Origin of the sequence: Thermococcus sp. (genome assembly GCF_015521605.1) — an archaeon.
GTDB lineage: Archaea > Methanobacteriota_B > Thermococci > Thermococcales > Thermococcaceae > Thermococcus.
On the sequence record NZ_WANV01000030.1, the window covers coordinates 140062 to 162659 of the forward strand.

Consider the following 22598-nt stretch of genomic DNA (forward strand, 5'->3'; position numbering starts at 1 on the left):
GGCTCAGGATGAGCCCTTTATTTCCCTTATCTTTTCTTTGGTTGCCTGTATCCTCTCGACCTTCTGGGCGGCTTTTGTACTCCTGCTCTCCTCGATTTCTCTCTTGAACGCCCATTTGAGCAGGGGCGGCGTTATCAGCACCGAGACCGTTATAAATATCAGCGTCGCCGCTATGAACTCCGGGGCATGCTGCGGGCTGATCGCGCCTCCGTGTATTGCCACCATGAGGTCAACGAGGGCGACCTCCGTTCTCGGAACCGAGCCGATGCCCATCTGGAGGGACATCCAGAAGTTCTCCCCGGTGAACAGGAACTCCCTTCCCTTTCCCCAGGCCGTTATCCATGCCCCGAATCCCCTTCCGGCGACCTTTCCAAAAACCGCTATGACAGTCAGGACTGCCGCCAGAACGAGGGCCTTTGCGTCCCCAAATACCGTGAGGTTCAACATCGCTCCAGTGTGGACGAAGAAGAATGGTATGAGAAGGCCGTAACCTATGGCCTTTACGTCATCCATGATGCGCTTTCCTTCGGGGAGCTTTGAGAGCACGAGACCCATCATAAACGCTCCTTCGATGGCTGCCGCAAACCAGCCCTCGGCGAGGGCCGCGAAGAGAAACATCATGCCGAGAACGGTTCCCAGTATGCCCTTCTCGACGTGCAGCCTCTCGGCGAATTTTATGTAGTGCTCAACGAGGAACCACCAGAGGATGCCGGTTATTACAAAGAAGGCGACTATTTTTTCACTCAGCTCTATAAGACTCCCGCTTCCAACGGCGAATATGACGAGCGCTATGCCGAGAAAGTCGTCCATAACACTCGCGCTGAGCGAAGCGGCTCCGACCTCACTCTTGAGCACGCCCAAGTCCATCATTACCCTGACCGTCAGCCCGATGCTCGTGGCCGTCAGCAGGACACCCCCCGCGAAGGCTTCCCTGCTGGGGTATCCCATTTCCATAAGGGCAAACCACCCTATGAAGAGCGGCACAAATACCCCCAGGAGGGTGGAGACCGTTGCGGTGAGTCCGGTTTTCTTGAGCTGCTCAATGTCAGCGTCGAGGGCACCGAGGAACAGCAGGAATATTATACCCAGCTTGGCCAGAAAGTTGGAAACGACGGTCAAATCTGTGGTAAAGCCCTCTCCGCTGACTATCGGGAGGTACTGGGGAGCGACTATCCCAAAATAGACGAGGTTTCCTAGGATCATCCCCATAAGGAGCTCTCCAAGAACGCCCGGTAGCTCAAGTCTCTCTATTATGCTGTCCCCTATCTTCGCCAGGATCAGGGATATTCCTATGGCGAACAGGAGCCAGGTCACCGTTTCCATTGCGCTCCACCCACCCGGAGCAGTCTCAGCAGCTCGTCTATCAGTATGCGCAGGCTCACCTCGCCGACCAGCTTTCCGTCCTTCACGACGGCCAGTACCTGTATTCTGTACTTGCGCATCTTCATCAGGGCATCAAGTACCGTGGCATCTTTGTCTATCGTGAGCACGTGCCTCTCAGCGACATCCTCCGCCTTGGTGGCGCCGCCGAGCATCGAGCGCATTATCTTGCTGGTCATCCCCAGCTTGAACTTGTGGGCCCCCGGGGGAAGGAGGACGTCTATAACGTCGATGTACCTGATGACGCCCACGAGCTTCATGTTCTCCCTGCTGTCAACGACCCAGACATGGTGCCTACTCCTCAGTATCTTGAGGACGCTGAGCAGGTCGGCATCCGCGGTGACTATGGGCATCGTCTCGAACCGGGGCATGATATCGGTCAGGGTGAGTGAGTGGAACCTCTCAAGGGCGGACTCCACTTCCATAGGGATCACCAATGTTGAAGGATGAAAAAAGTTCTATTTAAGACTTTGTGGGTTTAACGGGACATCGAGGCAACGTTTAGAACATTGTACCAGCCAATCCGTCCGCCTGGGAGTGCCAAACAAACCAAACGTTTAAATATTCTCCGTAGAACCCCGGCCAAAGGACGGGGGAGATTCCAATGGTGCCAACGGATGTTATAGCGAGGGTGCTCATAGCGGTACTCGGTGCGGGTATAATCTCAATGCTTCTCAGCAGACGGTTCAACATATCATACGTTCCTCTCTTCATAGTATTCGGGATGGTTCTTGGCCCGATAACCATGTGGATGCCGAGGGAAGTTGCGCATGAGCTCTTTGACTACGTCAGGGTCTTTGGCCTGGTGATGATACTCTTTACCGAGGGACACAATCTGAGCTGGAGGATGCTGAAACGGAACATGAGCACAATAGTGACCCTCGACACGGTCGGACTTCTGATAACGGCTCTTCTCTCTGCGTGGTTCTTCTCCTGGGTCTTTGATGCCCCATTTCTTGTCGGCTTCCTCTTCGGTGCCATAATAAGTGCCACTGACCCGGCGACGCTGATACCCCTCTTCCGCCAGCACAGGGTTAAGCAGGACATCGAGACGACCATAGTAACGGAGTCCATATTCAACGACCCTCTCGGTATAGTCCTGACAACCGTCGCGATAGCGATGTTCGTTCCCCAGGCCAGCGGCGGTATCTTTGCCTCGCTGAGCTCGGTGGCCGGCCTCTACGGTGGGGCCTTCCTGTACTTCCTTTACGAGGTCGTGGTGTCCATAGCGGTGGGCTTTGTTCTTGGGATGTTCGGCTACTGGTTCATTAAGAAGACCTCCCTATTTGAGTTCCCAGAGATAGAGATATTCTCGCTCCTCCTGGCCTTCACCGGCTTCTTCCTCGGAGAGTCCCTCCAGGCCTCAGGATATCTCGTCGCAACGGTCACTGGGATAGTCCTCGGGAACTACAAAATAATAGGAAAAAGGGAGAACCCGGCCATCATGGACAGGGTTCTCAGGGCGGTGGAGAAGGAGGTCGAGTTCAACGAGAGCCTCGCAGCGATAGCCACGGTGTTTATCTTTGTGCTCCTCGGCGCCAGCCTGAACCTCGACCTCCTGACCGGGAACATTCTGAAGGGCGTACTCGTGGCCTTCTTTATCATGGTGGTTGCGAGGCCCCTCGCAGCGCTTCCCCTTCTCAGATGGTGGAGTCCGAGGGAATATCTCTTCATAGCCCTCGAAGGCCCCAGGGGCATAGTGCCCTCAGCCCTGGCGGCACTTCCCCTGTCCCTCGCGATGAAGTACCCCGGTGGAGAGCTCAGCGTGTACTGGGGCGATGTTATCCTGGCCACCACGGTCATAGTCGTCCTTGCCTCCGTCATCACTGAGACCCTGTGGCTGCCGTTCCTCAGGACTAAGCTGCTGGGAACCGAGACAGTACAGGACAGGATGAAGAGCTACGAGAAGATGAAGCACGAGCTGAAAACTTCCTGATTTCTCTTTTTTCAATTTGCTGTGAAGCCCAGAAAGGAAAATTATTGCTAGAGACCTCCCTTCGCTCCTATGAAGTGGAAGAGGAGCTTCGCAGCCGTCAGGGCGGTGATGTCCCCGAGTTCGTGCCCGCCAACCTCCATTATATCGAAGCCCGCTATGCTCTTGTTTTCCACGAGCCATTCCATGGCCTCCACGACTTCCCAGAAGCCCAGTCCACCGGCCTCGGGGGTTCCGGTTGAGGGAACGAGCGAAAGGTCGAAGACGTCTATGTCAATCGAGAGGTACACCGGCTCGGGGAGGGGCTTCACCAGTTCGACGAAGGCATCGAAGTCGTAATCCCTCGCGTGCACCCACGGGATTCCGTTCTCCTCGGCGTAGATGACCTCTTCCCTCGTTCCGCTCCTTATCCCAAACATCGCTTCCCTTATTCCGAGCTCCCCTATCCTCCTCGCCACGCAGGCGTGGTTGTAGGGGTTGTCCTCGTAGCTGTCCCTCAGATCTAGGTGGGCGTCGAAGACGACGTAGCTGGCCGGCCTAAGGGCTTCAACGGCGCCGAGGGTCTGGGAGTGCTCGCCACCGAGGAGTATCGGCAGGGCGTTGGGGTTTATGCGTTTGAGCTCTTCAAGGGTCTCTCTGACCCTGTCTGCAGTCTTCCGGGGGTCTCCGGCGACGACGGCGATGTCCCCTATGTCCGCTATTGGGAGCTCGGATATGTCAACATCATAGTCGAGGATGTAGCTCTCAAGGTTGAGGGTGGCATGCCTGATCAGGGTTGGCCCGAACCTCGCCCCGGGCTTAAAGCTGGTTGTCCCATCGAAGGGAATGCCCAGGATTACGAACGTTGCCCTTTCCGGCTCGGAGAGCGGAAATTCAAGCTTGAGCGTCTCGTACGTGTAAAGGAACTCCATCTCTCCCACCGGGGAAATTTCGGAGGGCACGATTAAAAACCTTTGTGGGGGCTAGGGCCGGAGTAGGGCCTCTTCCCCCGGCTGAAGAACCGCCCCACTTCCGAAGGCTTCCACACGTATCGGTTTCGTGCCCTCTAACATCTTTATGCGGACTTCGCCATGCTTCACCCTCAGCTCAAGCCACGAGCCCCTGAAGAAGAACCTCAGCCTCACTGACTCCCATTTTTCCGGGAGGTTCGGGCTGATCTTCAGCGTGTCTTCCTTGAAATCGACACCGCAAAAGCCCCTGAAGAGTATCTGCCACAGACCGCCGGCGGTTGCCAGGTGGAACCCGTCCGCGGTGTTTCCGTAGATGTTCTTCAGGTCTATGTAGGCGCACTTCATGAAGTAGTCGTACGCGAGCTCCATGTCCCCGAGCCACGATGCGACTATGGCGTAGGTGGGCATTGAGAGTGAAGACGCGTGGGTGGTTCTGACGATATAGTACTCGAAGTTCCTCCTGATGGTGTCCAGGTCAAACCAGTCCTTCAGGAGGTACTGGGCGGCTATGACGTCTGCCTGCTTGATGAGTCGGGTTCTGCCGAGGTCTTTCCTTATCTCCTCCGGCAGTCTTTCCTCCCCCAGGTTGTAGGGGTCAACCGTGTAGTCCCTCAGTGCAAAATACCCGTCGAACTCCTCGTAAACCCCGTCATCGGTTTGCGGTGGGATGTACAGCCCTTCGGCTATCTCAAGCCATTTCTGAACTTCTCCCTCGGTCACCCCGGTTCTCTCGATGACTTCCCTCCACCTGTCCTTTCCAATGCCCTCTCTGAAGTACGAGACTCCGAGGAGCAGGTTGTGCCTGGCCATCAGATTGGTGAAGAAGCTGTTGTTGACGTGCTCGTGGTACTCATCCGGACCGATGACCCTCTCTATTACGTAGCCCTTTCCATCGTCGTACCTCACCCTGCTCGCCCAGAAGCGCGCCGTCTCCAGGATGATCTCAAGCCCGTGGCGGGTTATGAACTCCTCGTCTCCGGTAAGGCGGTAGTAGAGGTCAACGGTGTAGGCTATGTCCGCCGTTATGTGGTGCTCCTCCTCTCCGGTGTATATCCTCACCATCCTCTCCCCCCTCATATCCAGCGGCACGAGAGGGGGTGTTGCCTCTCTGCCGTCGTCGGCCGATTCCCACGGGAACTGTGCGCCCTCGTAGCCGTTGAGCCTCGCATTTTCCCTGGCTGCATTGAGGTTGTTGTACCTGTAAACGAGCATTCTCCGGGCTTCCTCGGGCATCGTTGCCATGAAGAACGGGAGTGCGTAGATTTCGGTGTCCCAGAAGACGTGCCCGCGGTAGCCAAAGCCGTGTATCCCCCTCGCGGTCAGGGATATGTGGCTGTCGTGGGGAAGCGACTGCACCAGATGGAAGAGGCTGAACGCAAGCCCCCTCTCGGCATCTTCGTCGCCCTCTATGTCCACCCAGGCCCTCTCCCAGATCCTGTCCCAGTGACTCACGTGTTCCTCGTATAGCTGTTCAAAACCCGCCCTTTTGCTCTCCCGGAGCTCCTCAAGAACGGCACTCTTCATGTCGTTTCCGCCGCTGGAAGACACAACGACGTATTTCACGAACTCGTACTCTTTCCCACCCTCAACGTTCAGCGTTAGAACCTCTCCTATGAGCCTGGTGCTCTTTACAGTGCTCCTCTCGTGGTTCACGGGGGTGAAAATTGAGCTGGCTATGCCAACGTGGTACTTTCCGTCCAGCGTCCTGACGTGGGCATACACTCCCTCCCCGTCGCAGTCCAGCTCCTCCACGGAATAGTGTCTAACGAGTATCTCCCCCCTGTAGGAGGGGTTGGCCGTGTCGAGCTCTATCGGGCTCAGTATCGTGAGGAGACCGTCCTGACTGGCCTTAAATTTGAACTTCATAATAACGAGGTTTTTTCTCCTTCCGTGGACTATCCGCGTGCTCTCATAGCCTATTCTAACGCCTTTTTTGGTTTCAAGCTCCACCCACGTTTTTAAGGTTCCTTTTTTTATGTCCAGCTCCCTCTCGTAGCGCAGAATTCTGTGGGTGCTCAGGTTTAGGGGCTCACCGTTGAACATCAGCTGAAGCCCCACGACCCTGGGGGCGTTGACTATTTCACGGTAGAAGTAAGGGGCATCATCATAAACACCCGCTATGGTCGTGCCGTATACCGTTGGTTCAAGCTCAACCTCACCCCGAACACCGAGGTGTCCGTTTCCCAGGGTCAGTATCGTCCCGTAGACCGCCTCCTCTTCGGGTGAATACCTGGAGAGCTTAAACCGAAACTTCATCACTCCCCCTCCTTCCCTTCGCTCAGCCCTAACAGCCGCTCGATGGAGACCTCCTCAAAGTCCCTGAACCTAAGGTCTGCCCCCTCAAGCTCTGCCTCTCTTTCATATCCCAAAACAAGCATCCCGAGCTCCTTGGCGGCTTTTACACCTGCGGGGGCATCCTCAACTACGAAGAACGACTCCACCTCCGGGAACATTTCCGTGAGCTTTTTCCTTGCCAGCCGGAATACCTCCTTCTTGCTGGGTGCCATGCCGCTGACGTTGACATCGAAGAGATCTATCAGCCTCTTGTCCCCAATCCTGACCTTTTCCGCCAGCCTTGGGGCGTTCTTTGAGGCGGAAGCCAGGGCGCTTGGTATTCCCAGTTCTCTTGCCCTCATCAGGAACTCTACGGCCCCATGGTTGACCTCGTACTCCCCCCTGTCGAACATCTCGTTGACCATCCTGTTCTTGAACTCGGCGAATTCCGTGAGGAGTTTCTTCCTTTTTTCCTCTGTGTCGGCACCGTGGCGCTCGTAGATGCCCGTCAGCTCCAGTATGTTGTGCGCACCCTCGTAGCGCGGCTTTCCTGAGACGTACCTCACGTAGAACTCGTGGTCGATTTTGGCCCCGTAGATCTCCGCCGCCTTTCTCCAGGCCTCCTCGTGGGGCGTGTAAACGAGAACCCCATCGAAGTCCCATATCAGTGCTATCCTTGACATCGCTGTCACCTTATTTTGTTATCTCCCTGATGACAACCCTCTGCGCCTCGATGTCCTCCACCTCTGCATCAAAACCCCCGACGGTAAAGGTTCCGTTCTCGCTTTCGAGGACGAAGTTGCTGACTATCCCGAAACGGTTTATCGAACGCACCTTTCCTGTGATGCTCACGGGATAGCCGCTCTTAACGTCCCTGCCCTCTACGGTCACCACGGGGGTATAACCGAGCTTCAGCAGGGTCTCAAGCTCGTTGAGCGCCATCGAGAACTCGATGAACACCTTAGGATACAGCTCGACCCTGGGAATCCAGCCCATGACCTCCTTTGACTTGAGCCAGAGGTTGTTGTGGATGTTGAGAAGCCTGAGGAGGAGGTCTTTTTCCTGTATCACGTACCCGTAGATCTCGTTGCTGGAGATCGGAAGCTTGTGGACGCTGAAGAAGCGCCGTTTTGAGTAAACCGCACTTGAGAGGTCAGATATGACGAGAAGGAAGTTCCCAAGATCAAAGGTTCGTATCTTGACCTGGTCCCTGAACCTCTCGAACTCCTCTGGAGTACCTATGGTGGGATAAACCAGAAGGTACAGGTTCACCCCCCGCTGGAGGGCCCCCAGCAGGTAGGGTTTGAGCTCCCTGAAGACAGGATAGGGAAGCTCGGCTCTGATCTCGACCTCCGCGGAGTTTATTATCTCTATAACGCTTGCCAAGACGCCCTCCAGGCTCCTCACAAGCGAAATGTATGGCCCCTCTTCCTCGGTTCTCCCCTTGATCTTCATGAGTTCCTCCTGGAGAACGCTCCGGAGGAGGTCAAACTTCATCTTCTGGATGTCAATGAGGGCGCCTATATCGCTCGCCGTGTAGACCCTCGGCCTTCCAGCGGATGCCCTGATGAATCCCTTTCGTATCAGGCTCTGGATGATGTTGTAGAGCTGTGGCTGGTGAATGTCGAGGGACTCAAGAAGCTCCTTCACGGTAGCCCCGTCCTTTACGAGGATCGTGAGGTAAACCTCAGCTTCCCTTTTGGTGAGCCCGAGTTCCTGCAGTTTTTCAATCAAAAAAGCATAATTTTCCATCTGCACCCCTCCACAGGTCACTGCTACTACGTATTTTTGAGCTTCAATACTATTTAAATATATTGGATACTAATTCAGTAAGGTTTATATAATAGTATTGTAGTATAAACATTGAATGCCCATATTATTCCATGCACGTATGTCGAGGGGTGAGGAGGTATGAAAAAAGTCCTTGCTGGTGGTCTTTTGGTTTTTGTTCTGCTTTTGGCAGTAGTGGCTGCCGGGTGCATCGGCGGCGGGGAGCAGACCGGAACCCAAACGCCGGCGACCGTCACGGAAACCAAGGTTAAAACCGAGACCAAAGTTGAGACGCAGGTGCAGGAGAAAGTTTTCGTAAGGTTCGCCGGTTGGAGCGCCGGAGAAACCGAGATGAAGAACTACGAGAAGATGATTAAAGCTTTCGAGGAGCAGAACCCCAACATCGGCATCAAGTACGAGGTCATCACCCAGATGTTCCACGAGAACATTCTGGCATCCTACGGTGCTGGAGTTGCCCCAGATGTCTTCTACGTTGACAGTGCCTGGGCCCCGATATTCATCGACAAGGGCGCCCTCTATCCGATATCCGACCTCGCTGACCAGAGCTTCATTGACCAGTTCTATCCGTTCCTGCTGGAGCCATTCATGAAGGACGGAAAGCTCTACGGCCTACCGAAGGACTGGAGCATGCTGGCCCTCTTCTACAACAAGAAGCTCTTCGAGCAGGCGGGTCTCACCAGGCCGCCCGAAACCTGGGAGGAGCTTGAGGAGTACGCCAGGATAATAGCCGACAAGACAGGAAAGCCCGGACTGGCCATATACCTCGGAGGCTTCAACAGGTACGTCCCCGTGGCGGTCAGCAACGGTGCTCCCAAGCCATGGTTCGAGAAGCCCGAGGATGCTTCCTGGTTTGACAACCCGGTCGTAAAGGAGACCCTCACGTGGTACATCGACCTTTACAGGAAGGGCAAGATAGAGCGGGAGAATCAGGGACTTACCCCGTACGTTGTCCAGCCGAGCGACGTCGGAGCGGGCTGGCTTGGTGACGCCTTTGGGCAGCAGGAGGTTGGAATGGTCATCAGCGGAAACTGGATGATCCCCTTCCTCGCCGACCAGTTCCCCGACTTCAAGTACGGTGAGGACTGGGACATCGCTCCCGTTCCTGCCGGAAAGAACGGGAGGGTGACCATGGTCTACACCGTCATTCTGGGAATAAACGCCAAGACGGAGCACCCGCAGGAGGCCTGGAAGTTCGTTGAGTTCCTCCTCGGGCCGGAGGGACAGAAGGAGCTCGTCGTCAAGGGCGGTCAGACCCTGCCCAGCATAAAGGGCTTCGAGAACGATCCCGACATGTGGCCCCAGCACAAGAAGACCCTCTCCTTCAAGTACGACCAGATGATAGTCTTCCTCTGGGGTCCGAAGTCCGGACCGCTTGAGGGCAAGTTCAGCGATGCAATGGCCGCAGCGATGAGGGGCGAAATGAGCGTGGACGAGGCCATTGAGGTTATGAAGCAGGTCGTCCAGGAAGAACTGAGCAGCTGAGGTGAGAACATGTTTTCGTCTTTTTCTTCCTTTTACGAGAAGGCTAGGAATAAGGAGATTGTAGCCGGATTAACTCTCATCTCAATCGCCGTTATTCTGAACCTGGTTTTTGGTTACTTCGCGATGTTCTTTGCCTTCTATCTGAGCTTCTTCAAGTGGGACTACATAGGCGAGATGCAGTTCGTCGGGCTTCAAAACTTTGAGATCGTGATAAGGGACTTGATCAGGGGGCTTCACGGCGCTCCCTATCTTCTCGTGCCCTTCTACACCGGCCTGAAGAACATCCTGCTCTACACACTCATCGTCGTGCCCATCCAGACCTTCCTGGCAATAGTGCTGGCTTCCTTTGCCAACCAGAAGATTCGCGGCCAGCAGTTCTTCAAAGTCTCCTATTTCCTGCCTGCGACGACCTCCTCGGTCATCGTGGCGCTGATATTCATATGGCTCTTCATGAAGAATGGCTACATAAACTACGTCCTGGCCCACGTAATCCCGGGCTTCGAGCCGGTGGACTGGATAAACAACAAGGACTACCTCCTGTTTGCCATAGCCACCGTCGCCATCTGGGGAACCAGCGGCCACTTCATGGTGTCCTTCCTGGCGGCAATGCAGGCTATTCCAAAGGAGATATACGAGGCGGCAATGCTTGACGGTGCAGGCCCGATAAGGAGGTTCTTCTTCATAACGATCCCGATGCTCAGGCCGATGGTCGTCTACGTCGTGGTCATGGGACTCATAGGGGCCCTCCAGATGTTCGACCTCGCGTGGATAATGGCAGGGGCCAACGGCGGCCCGGGAGGGGCAGGCTACACCGTTGCGCTGGATATCTATAACGAAGCGTTCACCAGGATACGTCCCGGCGTTGCCGCGGCCAAAAGCTGGTTCCTGTTCGCGATAATATTTACGACCACCTACCTGTTCCAGAAGAAGTACGGGAGGGCTATGAGATGACCCCGAAGGAGAAGGAGAGGCTCATCCGACGTATCTGGATTGTCATAACCTACGCCGTGCTGATAACCTTTGCACTGGTCTATCTGATGCCCTTCATCAGGTCACTTGTCGCTTCCTTCATGACGTGGGCACAGGCCTCCGCATATCCCCCGGAGTGGGTTCCCAACCCATTCACACTTGAGAACTACCAGAAGCTCTTCAGGCTCGACCTGTTCCCGCGCTGGATTCGCAACACTGCTCTCTACGCGGGACTGATAGTCGCGGGCAACGTGCTCTTCACCAGCATGGCCGGCTATGCCTTCGCCAGGCTCAAATTCCCGGGGAAGGACGTGATCTTCTCCGCACTGCTCTCGCTCCTTATGATCCCAATGTTCGTCACGCTGGTTCCGAACTACATCATCATGTACAAGCTCGGCCTCATAGACAACATCTTCGGCCTGGCACTGCTGGGAATAGTGAACGTGTCGAGCATCTTCCTTATGAGGCAGTACTTCACCTCGCTTTCCAACGAGATATTCGAAGCCGCCCGCTTGGATGGGTGCGGTCCGATAAAGGCGTTCTTCTACATAGCACTGCCGCTGGCCAAGCCCGCCCTCGGTGCGGTCGCCGTTTACCAGTTCCTCGGCTCATGGAACGCCTTCATCGGACCGCTCATCTTCCTCCGTTCGCCGGAAAACTTCACCCTGCCGGTCGGTCTCAGCTTCGCCTTCCAGAGGAGCATGTGGACGGAGTACACCCCCATCATAGCGGGCTCGCTGGTGGCTTCGGCACCCACGATACTGCTCTTCCTCGTGCTGAACAGGTATCTCATTAGGGGTATAGTCATTACGGGAGGGAAAGGCTGATGGCGAGGGTTCTGCTTAAGGACGTTACCAAGAAGTTTGGCGAAGTGGTCGCTGTCAACAGACTGAACCTTGAGGTTAGGGACGGGGAGTTCATGGTGCTCCTCGGACCGAGCGGATGCGGAAAATCGACGACACTCAGGATGATAGCCGGCCTCGAAACACCCACCGAAGGGGAAATATGGATAGGAGACCAGCTGGTCAACGAGATAGACCCCACCAAGAGGAACACCGCCATGGTCTTCCAGAGCTACGCGCTCTATCCGCACATGACGGTTTTTGGCAACATAGAATTTCCGCTGAGGATGTGGAAGGTTCCGAAGCAGGAGAGGATACGGCGCGTCAGGGAGGTAGCCGAGTTCCTTGGAATAGCCGACCTCCTCAACCGAAAGCCGAGCGAACTGAGCGGCGGTCAGCAGCAGCGTGTGGCCTTGGCCAGGGCGCTGGTTAGGGAACCGGAGGTTTTCCTGCTCGACGAGCCGCTGAGCAACCTCGATGCCAAGATAAGAACCCAGATGCGCTTCGAGCTCAAAAAGCTCCTCAGCTATGACCTCGGAATAACCACCATCTACGTCACCCATGACCAGGTTGAGGCGATGACGATGGCCGACAGGATAGCGGTCATGGACAAGGGCGTTCTCCAGCAGGTGGGCACGCCGGATGAGATTTTCTACAAACCTGCCAACACATTCGTTGCAACGTTCGTGGGAAGCCCTCCCATGAACCTCCTGAAGGGCGAGATTGGGGAGAGGGACGGAAGGGTGCTCTTCGATGCTGGGGAGTTCGTGCTGGAACTGCCCGCCAGCATAGACGTCCGCGGCACCGCGGTTCTCGGCTTCAGGCCCCAGCACGTTGAAGTCAGCCCCGAACCGAAGGATGGCTTTGTAAGGGGCAGACTCCTCGGTATTGAGAAGCTCGGCGTGGAGAGCTACGGTCACATCGCCTACGGCGGTGTGGAGCTCGTACTCAGGCTTCCGGAAGGTGTGGAGAGGGGCAGAGAGGAGGTCTACTGGAGGCCGAGGATGGACAGGATGTACATCTTCGACCCCAAAAGTGGAAAGCTGCTGTACGGCTGATTGCCGCGCTGACTGCCTTAAATCAGCCCTTTTCTCTTTTTGAACTCTCGCTGAAAGCGGAAGGTGTAATGCTCACGAATGGGTGAAGACATGCAGGCCCTGGGGCTTCCCAGCTTTTAACTTTCCGAGAAAAGTCTGGGGGGTTAAAGAGGTAGAAGAGGGCTCACTCGCCCTTGAGCTTCATGATCTTTATCCTGCCGAGGGTCTCCCAGTACTCGACGTTGATGCCTTCCTTGAGCTGGTCCTTGATCTCGTCGGCGACGCCGGTCTCGATCGGGACGTCGAAGAGCTCGTAGGTCTCCATGTCCATGATCTGGACGGTGTCCGGGGTCATGGCGATGACCTGGGCGGTTCTCTTGTCGATGATCGGAACGTCAACCTCAGCGCTGGTGGGCTTGACGATGCTCCTGACCTTGCCGTCGAAGATTCCAACGGCCTCGATCCTGGCCTTGGCTGAACCGTGCTTTCCGGGTGAGGAAACGGTTATGTTGCCGATCCTGCAGGGCTCTCCATCGATGAGGATGTACCTTCCCGGCTTGAGCTTGCTAACCTGAACCTTGGTCTTGTCTCCCATTTTTCAGACCTCCCATAAGCGTTCTAAAACCGATTGGGAAGGGTCTTTAAAAAATTTTTGAATAAAGGAAAGAGTCAGCGGCGGGTCTTCATCAGCATGCTGTTCATAAACACCGGCACGAGGAGGACGAGGCCAAGGAGTGCGCCTATCTTGACAGTGGTGCTCGGTGCCCTGAGCGCGTAGTACAGCGTGAGCAGTCCTATGAGGAAGAGGACAACCATTATGCCAGCCACAGCCCCTTTGTTGTGTGCAAGTTCCTCCGAGAGAAGCGGGTATGCCTCGACCGCGGCTATTATTGCACCGACGCTGAAGGGCACCACGACGAACATTGTCCTGATGTCGCCTATTACCATCGTTGCGGAGAGCACAAGGCCGAGGAGTGCCACCAGCGTCAGGCTTCTGCTCCTTCCAAGCTGCATGACCTCGGAGAGTATCTGGCTGCCCATCTCTATGAGGACTATGATGGTGGTCAGCCCGGCGAAGTAGAGCGACAGCATGAGAAGGTATATCAACCTGTCGGCGTTGGCGATGTTGCCCCTGAGCACATATGGAATTGAATAGAACACTTCAATCGAGTCCATCGGGCTCTTCTCGCTGTTGGTGGCGTACTCCTTGAGGTTCTGGAACCCGAGGTAGAGCTTCATGGACTCCTCCGCAGGAATGCTGGGGTTGTGGAAGGCCTTTCCGAACCCCTGGTAAGCGGCACCGAGGGAGTAGGCAACGGTGAAGGCCGCCGCGAAGCTCAGTATTATCTGGAGGACGAAAACGGCCGCAAGAACCTTTCTGAGGTCAAGCTCCTCGGGGGTAAAGCTTCCCACCACGTAGTAAACGCCGGCACCGAGGCCGAATGATATGAGCACCGAGATGAGCATGTAGAGGACTCCCCTGAGGGATAGCGGCTGGTCAAAGGAGGTTATCGCCGAGACTGCGTTTTCCATGTAGTGAACCGCCTGCGGGGCGGTGACGGTGTCGAGCGCCTGGTTCCTGATGATGACTGCGGAGGCTATTGCAAAGAGCACGAAAAGCACCGAGAGCACCGAGATGACTTCCAGAGTCCTGCCCTTGGCGAGGAGAAGAAGGATCACCGAGATGAGTATCGTCCCGAGGGCTATAGCCGGAACGTACCTGTGACCAACGCCGAAGATGTACAGGAGGCTGTAGGAGGAGTAGTAGGTGGTGATTCCGAGCATCACGAGCAGGAACATAATGAGGACGAATATCAGTGCCGGTGTGCGGGATATCTTGAAGAACAGCTCGTATATCAGGTACCTGGTGCGTTTAGTGCTCTCTGCCTCACTGTATATCAAAAACAGCGCCAGAAGCATCGGTATCAGCGATATCAGGAACCCCTTCAGTCCGAAGTTTATGTAGTACTTCGGCAGCACCAGAAAGTTCCAGATTCCGAGGATGTACCCCGTTATCAAAAACGCCATCAGGAAGCTTATTTTTCTCATCGATTCGCACCCCCGTGGAGATGTTTCCAGCCTGTTATTCAAGGAAGCTTACGGGGAATTAAACCCGAGGTAATATAAAAACATTATGTCCCTTTTTCGCTTTTTTTAAGGGACCCAATGTTCAAAGTTGATGATTATCTCGTTCATGACTGTCCATGCCATCAACGGGGCTTTGTAAAGGCTTATCTTTTTTCCCAGTATTTTGCTTCTAAAGTCCCCGTGTGGGAATCCTCCAACAATGACCACCGGGTTTTCGATGGATGCCAGGGTTCTCCCGAAGTCTGCCGGCTTCGTCGGCTCCCCCTCCTCGTGCATCACGAAGACCTCGTCGGGGCTTATCTCGTCTATGAGCTCTCTAAGGGATTTTTCCTCCATGCGGAGCAGTTCCAGGTTCTTTGGAACGGCGCGGTTCTGAAAGAGGCTCTCCATCAGCCCGACGAACCGGTTGTAGTTCCTCGGTATGCGGGTTTCGGGCTTTATGTAGATTACCTCGTCGTTCCTCGTGTGGACGTAGACCCTCAGCAGGCCTTCCTTGTTAGCTATGCTCTCAAGGGCGTTCAGTAGGCAGATGTGGACTATGTCCGGCCTTCCCCTTCTGTCCCCATCTTCGAGCTTTTTCAAGGCTGAGTGGTGATAGGTGGCATCGAGGATTATCTCTTCCGGCCTCTTGCCCCTCCTCTTTGCATGGTTGACTATCGCGGGGTGGTCCAGTATGCTCCTGGGCGCCAGCTCAAGCTCCGCCTCAGCTATCACCAGGTGGAGCATTCTCCCACCTCTCTATGGTTATTCCCCTCTCAGCGAGCTCCTGGGTTATCCTCGTGAAGGTATCTATGCGCATGCCCAGTATCTCCGGGGGAATGACGCCGTATATGCACCCACCCTCGGCAACGAGCCGTGATACTATCGCGGCGGTGAACCCCGTGACCCGGGCCATTGAGGTGAATCCGCCCCGTTCCTCGTCGTAGAGGAGGTAGCCAATCTCCTTTGGCTCCCCGTCGAGAGTGCCCTTCCCAATAACCCGCATTATCGAGAAGTCCGGGCTCTCGTAGCTCATGAGGGGGACTATAACGTCGAGAGTATTGTCAACGTGCTCGGGTTTGAAAAATCCAAGCTCCCTCAGAACCTTCATCTTTTCCAGATGCCCCGGCCAGCGGAGAGTCCACTCCTCAAGCCGATCTGCCCTCACGCTTTCCAGGAGGCTCCTCAGACCGTCGCTCACAAAGGCCTCAAACTCAAAGTCGCCGATTGAGACCCGTTCAATCCTCTCGAAGGGGTCGATTGAGGTGATTTGACCGTCTCTTATGACCCTTGCCGGCCTCGTGTACTCCTCAATTAAATCCTTTGGTGACCATGTAATTCTGTAATAAAGTGGTGGTCTTGGCTCCTTCGGAAGGCCTCCAACGTAGATGTAGCCCTCCTTCAGCTCGTCCATTTCCTGCCATATCCTGCCCATCAGGATGTGGCTCAGTCCTGGAGCAAAGCCCGCGTCGAATATGATCGTCACCTGTGCCCTCTCGGCCTCATCGCGAAGTTCCAGCGGATTTTCGGGCATGAACGAAACGTCAACCATGTCAACGCCAGCCCTTATGGCCGCCTTAACGGATTGGTACCCGAACCTGCCCGGCAGGGCCCCAACAACCAGCTCGAATCCCTTCATGACCTCGACCAGTTCATCGAAGTTCGCCGCGTTCACCTTGAGAGTGGTTGCGAACTCAGAAACGGTCTTCAGTCTCTCCTCACTGACGTCTCCAACGTGGACGTCGAACTCCTCCCTCAAATCCCACGCTATTGCCCTCCCAACGTTTCCGGCACCGAGAACGAGAACCTTCATGGTAACACCCCTTGAAACTTGTGGGAAGGTATATATAAGCCCTGCTCCTACCCCTATCAATGCAGTTCAAGCTACCAATCTTCCGGAAAAAGGTGCTGGAAGTGCTCTCTTCCTCCGATGAGACCAAGGTCATGCACATAAGCGACACTCCAGAGAGCGTCTACCACTTCATCGGGGAGCTCATAGAGAGGATTGGGCCCGACTACATAATCCACACTGGGGACGTGGCCGACAACGTAAAGCTTGAGAGAAAGCCCGAGCTGGTGCCCCTTTACAGGGGCGCTCTGAGAAAACTGGCGCGTGTCCTCAAAGGATCCGGTGCGGTTCTCTACATCGTCCCGGGCAACGAGGATGACCCCGGACTCCTTCAGGAGTTCTTTGGGAGTTCCGTCGTCGAGCCCGGCACTGTCGTCGAGATAGAGGGAGTCAGGTTCGCCCTCGGCCACAGCTGGCAGGATGTGGTCGATAAAGATGCCGACTTCAGGCTCTACGGCCACAACTTCAAGCTGATTGAGGGGGGCTTAAACGGTGTTCTCGGCGTCAACTTCGTTCTCCTCCCGAGCAAGAGGACGTACAAGGTAAAGTATCCCGGAGGAACGGACTTTGATAGGGGTTACAAGATGTGGAGGGGTATGTGATGAGGGTTCTCCGCTTTGGGCCATCCATAGTGTTTCTAAGAACGGCCCACGCTGAGGTGGTTAAAGGTGCCCTAAAGAATGTTTTCGGTGTGGATGAAGTTGCTACCGAGACCGCGATAAGGAACAGCAGCGAGTTCGAAACCGTCCTGTTCGTCACCGACAAGTGGCAGAAGGAGACTCTCCCGCCTGAGACAGGTTTTCTGATAAAGTCTCACGCTCCCCTGGTTCTAAGCCAAGTAATAAACAGTAACCTCCCCGTGGAGAAGGTTCACGTGGAGAGCACACTGATCTTTCTCCGCGTTCCCCAAAAGGTCGATGAGGCTCTGAAGCTCATAGCCGAGAAGTACAGTGGTGAGGTGATGGATGTAAGGGCGGCCCTTGATGAGGGCGAGGCTGGAGACACGATAATAGGAATCACGAGGCAAAGGCTCAGCTCACCGATAGGCCCGGATGAGATAGAGGGCGCGGTTCTCATAAGGAGGAACTTTCTTCAGGTTTACAGAGAGCTCAGCCTTGATATCCCTATTCTGCTCCTCAAGCTGATGCCCGAGTGGAAGGAGATTACCATCAAAATCTACGACACCGACAAGCGCTACGAGGAGAACATCGAGCGGCTCATGATGGTTATCGAAGACCTCGACCTTGGATTCATCGTCGGTGAGGGCTGGGACTGGGACTACCCGAGGCCCTTCATGCGCGTCCCGGTCTACAAGCTGAAACTCCTGACGTGGGAAGACCCCGTGCGCGTCAAGTTCCTCCTCAAGGGCATCGAATACGTCGGCTACAAGAGGCTCTGTGACATAGACGTCTTCCTTGAGGGCAAGAAAATCCACTGGACTTCCCTGGGGAAGTATGACTCAAAGTTCGAGCTGGCGAGGGCCGCGAGGGAAGAGCTTGAAAAGCACCTCAGCGAGGACGTCCTTAGGAGGCTCAGTGAGCTCGAAGAAAGGCTCGCCGCGGAGTCCAAGGCCTAACTCACAGCTTCTTTATCTTTGCCACGAAGAAGCCGCTCGTACCGTGCCTGTCTGGGTAGAACCTTCTCGCCTTTGCTATTTCTTCACTCAGCTCTATTCCCAAGGGGTTCGTCAAAGCTGGCTCGCCATGGCGGAGCGGGAGCAGTTCGACGTCAAAGGTGTCGAGAACCCACTGGATCACGAACTCGTTCTCCTCCGGCTCAAGGGAGCAGGTGGAGTAGACGAGGACTCCACCTTTCCTTAGGACGCTTAGACCCTTCTCAAGGAGCTTCATCTGCAGGTTCTGGCAGAACTTCACGTCGTCCATAGTGCGGTTGGCCTTCCTCTCGGGGTTCTTGTGTATCGTCCCTGAGCCGGTGCAGGGTGCGTCGAGGAGAATTTTGTCGAACTCAACTCCGAGTTCATCGATGTAGAGGGACGACCGGTGGATTAGAACCGTGTTGGTAACGCCAAGGCGAGAAAGATTAAGCCTCGTCTCCTTAAGCCTCTCCTCGCCGACGTCGAAGGCGTAAATGATGCCCTCGTTCTCCATCAGCTGGGCGAGGTAAGAGGTTTTCCCGCCCGGCGCTGCCGCCATGTCGGCGACGGTCTCGCCGGGCTTCGGATCAAGAGCCACGGGAGGATACATTGAGCTTGCTTCCTGAATGTAGAGGAGGCCGCTCAGGTATTCCGAAGTGGAGGTTATCGAGAAGGGCTCGCGCGTGAGGCAGAAGCCTTCCCTCGCCCAGGGGACGCGCTTAAACTGGAAGCCCTTCTTGTTGAGGAGCTTGGTGAGCTTTGGAACCTCTATTCGGAGTGTATTAACGCGGAAGCACCTCGGCAGGGGCTTCTCCATCGCCTCGGCTATTGCTAAAGCCCTCTCGCCCCAGAGGGCGTAATACCTCTCCGCAAAGGTCTTTGAGTAGCCGAGGCTGAAGAGCTTTTCTAGCATGTTTGGGAGTTGGGGGAAGGGTTTAAAAGGTTCTTCGTCGGGACAGAATGATGTAGAAAGATTATTATACTTTGTGAACATCATTTTAACGGTGGTCTCATGTTCGTGGACAGGGAGCGGGAGCTGGCGTTCCTCGAAAGAAAGTGGAAGAAAAGCGGGGCCCAGCTCATAGTAATATACGGGCGGAGAAGGGTCGGGAAGACGATGCTCCTCAAGGAGTTCCTGAAGGACAAGAGGGGCGTTTACTTCCTTGCCACAGCTGATTCTGTGGATGAGAACGTTAAAGAACTCGCGGGAAAGCTCTCGGAACTCACCGGTAGGGAATACTTCAGAGACGTGAACGATTTCGGGAAGCTCCTCCGCTACCTTGCCGACGAAACGCGTGGCAAGAGGGTCCTCATAGTTCTGGACGAGTTTCAGTACCTGATGAAGCTCAATCCCGGGATTCTGAGCGTTCTTCAGAAGGTCTGGGACGAGCACCTCATTGATACTGGGGTGTTCCTCGTGCTCTGCGGCTCCTCCATCGGGATGATGGAGAGGACACTCGAGTACAAGAGCCCGCTCTACGGGAGGAGGACGGGGCAGTGGAAGGTTGAGCCGTTCGACATCAGGGGAATAGTCAGGATGCTCCCGGATAGGGACATGGAGGAGCTCGTGAAGGTTTACGCCATCTTTGGAGGGGTTCCGTTCTACCTCGATATCGTGAAGAACCTGTCCGCTGAGGAAGCCGTCAGGGAAAAGGTCCTGAGGAAGGGTGAGGTCCTCTACGAGGAGCCAGAGTTCCTTCTACGGGAGGAGCTTAGGGAGCCGAGGGTTTACAAGCTGATACTCAAGGGCATTTCCCTCGGCTATGAAACCCTTGGGGAGCTGGTCAGCTTCACTGGCCTGGACAGAGGCAACATCTCAAGGTACCTCGACGTCCTTGAGCGGCTTGATTTGATTGCCTACGAGCTCCCCTACGGGAGGAGAAAGAGGGGGCGCTACTACATCAGGGACAACTTCTTCAACTTCTGGTTCCGCTTCGTCTATCCCAACTTGGCCGACTTAGAGCTCGGACTGGTGGGTGAGGTATGGAAGAAGATTGAGCGCGAGCTTAACGCCTACTATGGCAAGATGTTCGAACGCCTTGTTAGGGAGATGCTCAGGCTCAGAATCCTCGACCTCGGGCAGAGGAAGGTTGCAAGGTGGTGGCACAAGGGGGAAGAGATAGATGCCGTCGCGGAGCTTGAAGACGGCCTGCTCTTCGTCGAGGTGAAGTGGAGCGAGCTGAAGAAGAGGGAAGCTGAGAGGGTTCTTGAAGATCTGAAGGCGAAGGCAGAGAGCTTCAACGCCGAGAACAAGAGGTTTTTGCTCGTCGCAAAGAGGATTGAAGGAAAAGGCGAGGAGATGATGGACCTGAACGACCTTGAAAGGCTCGTCCGCTAAAGCCTCGTGAAGGTTTTCTCTGCCTTTTCGAGTTCTCTCCTCTTGAGGCAGTGGAGGGCGAGTTACCAATCAAAATTGGAGAAGTAGTTATCCCCAGTTCTCCTCGTCAGCTGGGACTGCATCACAACAACGGATTACCCACTTTCACAAATCAGCCCATTTGTGAAACCGTACTTTCACAAAAGTGCCGTTTTATGGAAGAAGACTTTCACAAACCGCCCCCATAAAAACTGACTTTCAGGGAAGGCCAAGTGTTAGAAGGAAAACAAAGTGAAGAAAAAGCCCTCAAACCTTAATGCCACCCATAACCAGGGCCATGACGGCCTTCTGGGCGTGGAGCCTGTTCTCGGCCTCGTCGAAGACGACGCTGTTCGGGCTGTCAACGACGTCGTCGGTGACCTCCTCGCCCCTGTGAGCCGGGAGGCAGTGCATGAAGATATAGTCCGGCTTGGCGTGCTTGACGAGCTCCCTGTTGACCTGGAATGGCTGGAATATCTTCCTCCTCTCCTCGGCTTCCGCTTCCTGACCCATGCTCGCCCAGACGTCGGTGTAGATGACGTCAGCGTCCTTGACGGCTTTAATCGGGTCGTGGAGGAGCTCGAATGAGCCGCCGCTCTCGGCCGCGTTCTGCTCCGCCCACTTGATGACCTTCTTGTCCGGCTCGTAGCCTTCCGGAGTTGCGACGACAACGTTCGCCCCAAGCTTGGTTCCGGCTATCATGAGGGAGTGGGCGACGTTGTTTCCGTCACCGACGTAGACGACCTTGAGTCCCTGAATCCTGCCCTTCTTCTCAAGTATGGTCTGGTAGTCGGCAAGAGCCTGGCACGGATGGGAGAAGTCGGAGAGGCCGTTGATAACGGGAACGTCGGCGTACTTGGCGAGGTCCTCAACGTCCTTGTGGGCGTAAACCCTCGCCATTATTCCGTCGACGTACCTGCTGAGGACGCGGGCGGTGTCGGCTATCGTCTCGCCGCGCCTGAGCTGAAGGTCCTGGGCGTTGAGATAGAGGCCGTAGCCTCCGAGCTGGTAGATTCCAACCTCGAAGGAAATCCTCGTCCTGGTAGAGGGCTTCTGGAAGATCATGGCCAGAGTTTTACCCTCAAGAACGCGGTGCGGCTTGCCTATCTTGTTCCATATCTTCATCATTTCGGCGGTTTTGAGAATAGTTTCAATCTCCTCCCTCGTGAAGTCCTGAAGGCAGAGAACGTCCCTTCCTGCAAGGCTAACCACCATGTGCATCACCGTTTAATGCTGGCGCTCCCTTTTAATAACCCTTTCGTCGGATAAATCTGCTTCCGGCTGAAATCTTTTGAGCACTAACGCTCGGGAGCTTTCCAAATGTAATGGGCATTGAAGCATATATACATCCATCAATGCAGTTCGGATGGAAATGTGTCCGAGATTTTATTGGTGTAAGTGGAAATCCTTTTATAAGATTAGAGCTTTTATTAACGTTGAGGTGGTTCGAATGGCAGACCTTAAGAACGCGAAGATGTTGGGTGGCATAGGAGCCATACTTACTGTGGTGGGGCTTGGCTTCATTGGCTTCATCCTGAAGCTCTTTGCGGTGAAGAACATCGCAGAGGCCACTGGCAGGGACGAGATATTCAGCAAATACCTCTGGGCGGCGATACTCAGCATAATAGCCACCCTCGTCTGGGTCGGAACAGTCTGGGGATCGATACTCGGGATGGGAATGATAGAATCCCCTGGGATTGGCCTCGGAATGCTGGGGGCCGGGGGCATAATAGCCGCGATCCTGATGATAGTCGGTGTCTGGTTCATGAAGCAGAGCTATGACATGATTTCAGAGGAAACGGGCGTCGGTCTGTTCCACACGACGGCACTGCTGTACCTGGTGGGAGCGATACTGATGATAGTCATGATTGGCATGCTGCTCATAGTTATAGCGGCAATCCTTGAGATAGTGGCCTTCTTCTCCCTGCCCGATGAGATCTCCCAGTCCGCGGAGGAGCCAGTACCGGTTTCCTGATTGGAACACTGGTCTCTGTTCTTTTCGTCTTTTATACAGAACCAGTACCCCGAACCGGCGGGCTTATGAAAAGCTTTGAAAATTCTGGGGCTGATGAAG

Annotated in this window: 21 protein-coding genes; 9 read left to right on the top strand and 12 right to left on the bottom strand. The window is 55.0% G+C overall.

The genetic code is table 11. The annotated features are described in order from the left end of the window. Window positions 1-3 precede the first annotated feature (3 nt). Window positions 4-1323 (bottom strand): cation:proton antiporter, encoded by a 1320-nt coding sequence (locus F7C11_RS06600; protein ID WP_297092128.1) that lies wholly within the window; start codon window positions 1321-1323, stop codon window positions 4-6. Further along, window positions 1311-1805, bottom strand: a complete 495-nt coding sequence (locus F7C11_RS06605) for an HPP family protein (RefSeq protein ID WP_297092308.1) — start codon at window positions 1803-1805, stop codon at window positions 1311-1313. Before F7C11_RS06605 ends, F7C11_RS06600 begins: the two co-directional genes overlap by 13 nt. 179 nt (window positions 1806-1984) lie before the next feature. On the opposite strand from F7C11_RS06605, the gene F7C11_RS06610 reads away from it, so the two are divergent. Continuing rightward, complete coding sequence (locus tag F7C11_RS06610; protein ID WP_297092131.1) at window positions 1985-3316, top strand: sodium:proton antiporter; 1332 nt, start codon at window positions 1985-1987, stop codon at window positions 3314-3316. Between the two features lie 47 nt (window positions 3317-3363). Here the strand turns inward: F7C11_RS06610 and speB are convergent, their stop codons facing one another. The 4 genes from speB to F7C11_RS06630 are packed head-to-tail and all read right to left on the bottom strand — an operon-like array spanning window position 3364 to window position 8289. Further along, the gene (gene speB, locus F7C11_RS06615; RefSeq protein ID WP_297092310.1) at window positions 3364-4224 is read right to left on the bottom strand and encodes an agmatinase; all 861 of its coding nucleotides are present in this window, start codon (window positions 4222-4224) and stop codon (window positions 3364-3366) included. A 51-nt stretch (window positions 4225-4275) separates the two neighbouring features. Beyond that, the gene (locus F7C11_RS06620; protein WP_297092133.1) at window positions 4276-6519 is read right to left on the bottom strand and encodes a glycoside hydrolase family 65 protein; all 2244 of its coding nucleotides are present in this window, start codon (window positions 6517-6519) and stop codon (window positions 4276-4278) included. Then, window positions 6519-7220: an HAD family phosphatase gene (locus tag F7C11_RS06625; RefSeq protein ID WP_297092135.1), complete on the bottom strand. Its 702-nt coding sequence runs from the start codon at window positions 7218-7220 to the stop codon at window positions 6519-6521. The genes F7C11_RS06620 and F7C11_RS06625 overlap by 1 nt, the downstream gene beginning before the upstream one ends. A 10-nt stretch (window positions 7221-7230) precedes the next feature. Next, on the bottom strand, window positions 7231-8289 hold the full coding sequence (locus tag F7C11_RS06630; RefSeq protein WP_297092137.1) for a TrmB family transcriptional regulator: 1059 nt from the start codon (window positions 8287-8289) through the stop codon (window positions 7231-7233). 159 nt (window positions 8290-8448) lie between these two features. Here F7C11_RS06630 and F7C11_RS06635 point away from each other — a divergent pair, with 159 nt between their 5' ends. Genes F7C11_RS06635 through F7C11_RS06650 form a run of 4 tightly spaced genes read left to right on the top strand, consistent with a single transcriptional unit; the run spans window position 8449 to window position 12679 of the window. Beyond that, on the top strand, window positions 8449-9810 hold the full coding sequence (locus tag F7C11_RS06635) for an ABC transporter substrate-binding protein (RefSeq protein ID WP_297092139.1): 1362 nt from the start codon (window positions 8449-8451) through the stop codon (window positions 9808-9810). Between the two features lie 9 nt (window positions 9811-9819). Beyond that, window positions 9820-10761 (top strand): carbohydrate ABC transporter permease, encoded by a 942-nt coding sequence (locus F7C11_RS06640; protein WP_297092142.1) that lies wholly within the window; start codon window positions 9820-9822, stop codon window positions 10759-10761. Beyond that, window positions 10758-11606: a carbohydrate ABC transporter permease gene (locus F7C11_RS06645; RefSeq protein ID WP_297092144.1), complete on the top strand. Its 849-nt coding sequence runs from the start codon at window positions 10758-10760 to the stop codon at window positions 11604-11606. Before F7C11_RS06640 ends, F7C11_RS06645 begins: the two co-directional genes overlap by 4 nt. After that, entirely contained in the window at window positions 11606-12679 is a 1074-nt protein-coding gene (locus F7C11_RS06650) for an ABC transporter ATP-binding protein (protein WP_297092146.1), read from the top strand. Before F7C11_RS06645 ends, F7C11_RS06650 begins: the two co-directional genes overlap by 1 nt. 163 nt (window positions 12680-12842) lie before the next feature. Here F7C11_RS06650 and F7C11_RS06655 read toward each other — a convergent pair whose 3' ends face one another. From F7C11_RS06655 to F7C11_RS06670, 4 genes are all read right to left on the bottom strand, one after another. Then, window positions 12843-13253: a translation initiation factor IF-5A gene (locus tag F7C11_RS06655; RefSeq protein WP_297092148.1), complete on the bottom strand. Its 411-nt coding sequence runs from the start codon at window positions 13251-13253 to the stop codon at window positions 12843-12845. Window positions 13254-13327: 74 nt separating this feature from the next. After that, on the bottom strand, window positions 13328-14707 hold the full coding sequence (locus F7C11_RS06660; protein ID WP_297092150.1) for a sodium-dependent transporter: 1380 nt from the start codon (window positions 14705-14707) through the stop codon (window positions 13328-13330). 105 nt (window positions 14708-14812) lie between these two features. Then, complete coding sequence (locus F7C11_RS06665; protein ID WP_297092153.1) at window positions 14813-15472, bottom strand: 16S rRNA methyltransferase; 660 nt, start codon at window positions 15470-15472, stop codon at window positions 14813-14815. Continuing rightward, window positions 15450-16538, bottom strand: a complete 1089-nt coding sequence (locus F7C11_RS06670; RefSeq protein WP_297092155.1) for a saccharopine dehydrogenase family protein — start codon at window positions 16536-16538, stop codon at window positions 15450-15452. Before F7C11_RS06670 ends, F7C11_RS06665 begins: the two co-directional genes overlap by 23 nt. 59 nt (window positions 16539-16597) lie before the next feature. Between F7C11_RS06670 and F7C11_RS06675 the strand changes: the two genes are divergently transcribed. Continuing rightward, on the top strand, window positions 16598-17176 hold the full coding sequence (locus F7C11_RS06675; RefSeq protein ID WP_297092157.1) for a metallophosphoesterase: 579 nt from the start codon (window positions 16598-16600) through the stop codon (window positions 17174-17176). Then, window positions 17176-18150 (top strand): hypothetical protein, encoded by a 975-nt coding sequence (locus tag F7C11_RS06680; RefSeq protein WP_297092159.1) that lies wholly within the window; start codon window positions 17176-17178, stop codon window positions 18148-18150. The genes F7C11_RS06675 and F7C11_RS06680 overlap by 1 nt, the downstream gene beginning before the upstream one ends. A 1-nt stretch (window position 18151) precedes the next feature. On the opposite strand, the gene F7C11_RS06685 is transcribed toward F7C11_RS06680, so the two are convergent. Next, window positions 18152-19081: an RsmB/NOP family class I SAM-dependent RNA methyltransferase gene (locus tag F7C11_RS06685; protein ID WP_297092161.1), complete on the bottom strand. Its 930-nt coding sequence runs from the start codon at window positions 19079-19081 to the stop codon at window positions 18152-18154. A gap of 99 nt (window positions 19082-19180) precedes the next feature. On the opposite strand from F7C11_RS06685, the gene F7C11_RS06690 reads away from it, so the two are divergent. Next, window positions 19181-20506, top strand: coding sequence for an ATP-binding protein (locus F7C11_RS06690; protein WP_297092163.1), 1326 nt, complete (start codon window positions 19181-19183; stop codon window positions 20504-20506). A 285-nt stretch (window positions 20507-20791) separates the two neighbouring features. On the opposite strand, the gene argF is transcribed toward F7C11_RS06690, so the two are convergent. Further along, window positions 20792-21739, bottom strand: a complete 948-nt coding sequence (gene argF / locus F7C11_RS06695) for an ornithine carbamoyltransferase (protein WP_297092312.1) — start codon at window positions 21737-21739, stop codon at window positions 20792-20794. 235 nt (window positions 21740-21974) lie between these two features. Here argF and F7C11_RS06700 point away from each other — a divergent pair, with 235 nt between their 5' ends. After that, complete coding sequence (locus tag F7C11_RS06700) at window positions 21975-22499, top strand: DUF996 domain-containing protein (protein ID WP_297092165.1); 525 nt, start codon at window positions 21975-21977, stop codon at window positions 22497-22499. Window positions 22500-22598: the final 99 nt, after the last annotated feature.